Source organism: Mesorhizobium sp. M7A.F.Ca.CA.002.09.1.1 (assembly GCF_003998555.1).
GTDB lineage: Bacteria > Pseudomonadota > Alphaproteobacteria > Rhizobiales > Rhizobiaceae > Mesorhizobium > Mesorhizobium ciceri.
The window spans coordinates 1-1675 of the sequence record NZ_RZRR01001062.1 but is presented as its reverse complement, the minus strand read 5'-3'; the positions used below and the strand labels follow the sequence as shown (position 1 = coordinate 1675).

Below are 1675 nucleotides of genomic sequence, written 5' to 3'. Positions count from 1 at the left end.
GACAACGGCATGGCCATTGGCTGCGGTGCGCTGAAACGCCATGACGGCGCTGTCGGCGAGGTCAAGCGCATGTACACGCGGCCCTCGCATCGCGGGCAGAAGATCGGCGCGAAAATCGTCGAGCAGGTCGAGGCGCTGGCGCGCAACGAGGGGCTGAAGCGCCTGGTGCTGGAGACGGGCGACCGTCACCCCGCGGCGTGGACCGTCTACGAACGCGCCGGGTTTTCGCGTTGCGGCCCGGTGCTGGATTATCCCGATTCCGAGTGGTCGGTGTTTTACGAAAAGAGCCTTTGATGAGCGACCTGACCCAGCTGACGATTTCACAGGCCCGCGCCAAGCTGCACGGCAAGGAAATCACCGCGACCGAGATCACCGAGGCCTATCTCTCGGCCATCGATCGCGCCAATCCCGCGCTCAATGCCTATGTCGCGGTGACAGGCGACAAGGCGCGCGACATGGCCAAGGCGTCCGACGCAAGGCTGGTCAAGGGCGAGGGCGGTGCGCTGGAAGGCATCCCGCTCGGAATCAAGGACCTGTTCGGCACCGAAGGCGTCCATACGCAGGCCTGCAGTCATGTGCTGGACGGATTCAAGCCGCGCTACGAATCGACCGTTACGTCAAATCTGTGGGCCGACGGCGCCGTCATGCTCGGTAAACTCAACATGGACGAGTTCGCCATGGGCTCGTCCAACGAGACGTCCTACTATGGCCCGGTCATCAATCCGTGGCGGCGCTCGCGCCTAGACACGGTGGTGATGCCGACGACGCATCAGGGTGATGGCGGCTTCGTCTCGGCCGGCGGCACCAGGACCGCGCGCAGCCTGGACAATGCGCAGCTGGTGCCGGGCGGTTCTTCCGGCGGTTCGGCAACCGCAGTGTCGGCCTTCCTGTGTGCCGGCGCGACCGCGACGGATACTGGCGGCTCGATCCGCCAGCCGGCCGCCTTCACCGGCACGGTCGGCATCAAGCCGACCTATGGCCGCTGCTCGCGCTGGGGCATCGTCGCCTTCGCCTCGTCGCTCGACCAGGCCGGCCCGATCGCTCGTGACGTGCGCGATGCCGCGATCCTGCTGAAGTCGATGGCCTCCGTCGATCCGAAGGACACGACGTCGGTCGACATGCCGGTACCGGACTATGAGGCCGCGATCGGCAAGCCGATCAAGGGCATGAAGGTCGGCATTCCCAGGGAGTACCGCGTCGACGGCATGCCCGAAGAGATCGAAGCGCTGTGGCAGAAGGGCATTGCCTGGCTGAAGGACGCCGGCGCCGAGATCGTCGATATTTCCCTGCCGCACACCAAATATGCGTTGCCTGCCTATTACATCGTGGCGCCCGCCGAGGCTTCGTCCAACCTCGCCCGCTACGATGGCGTCCGCTACGGCTTGCGCGTGCCGGGCAAGGATATCGTCGACATGTATGAGAAGACCCGTGCCGCCGGTTTCGGCCGTGAGGTCAAGCGCCGTATCATGATCGGCACCTATGTGCTGTCGGCCGGCTATTACGACGCCTACTATCTGCAGGCGCAGAAGGTGCGCAATCTGATCAAGCGGGATTTCGAGACTGTCTTCGCCGCCGGCGTCGATGTCATCCTGACCCCGGCAACGCCATCCGCCGCCTTCGGCATCGCCGACGAGGACATGGCTGCCGATCCGGTCAAGATGTACCTGAACGACAT

At 64.7% G+C, this 1675-nt stretch carries 2 protein-coding genes; both read left to right on the top strand.

Features of this window, described 5'->3' with window-relative positions; translation table 11 throughout:
- The coding region (locus tag EN994_RS30225; RefSeq protein WP_164746366.1) for a GNAT family N-acetyltransferase at positions 1-294 on the top strand (294 nt) is incomplete at its 5' end.
- Positions 294-1675: amidase family protein (locus tag EN994_RS30220; RefSeq protein WP_127308088.1), on the top strand; the 1382-nt coding region annotated here is incomplete at its 3' end. The genes EN994_RS30225 and EN994_RS30220, both read left to right, overlap by 1 nt.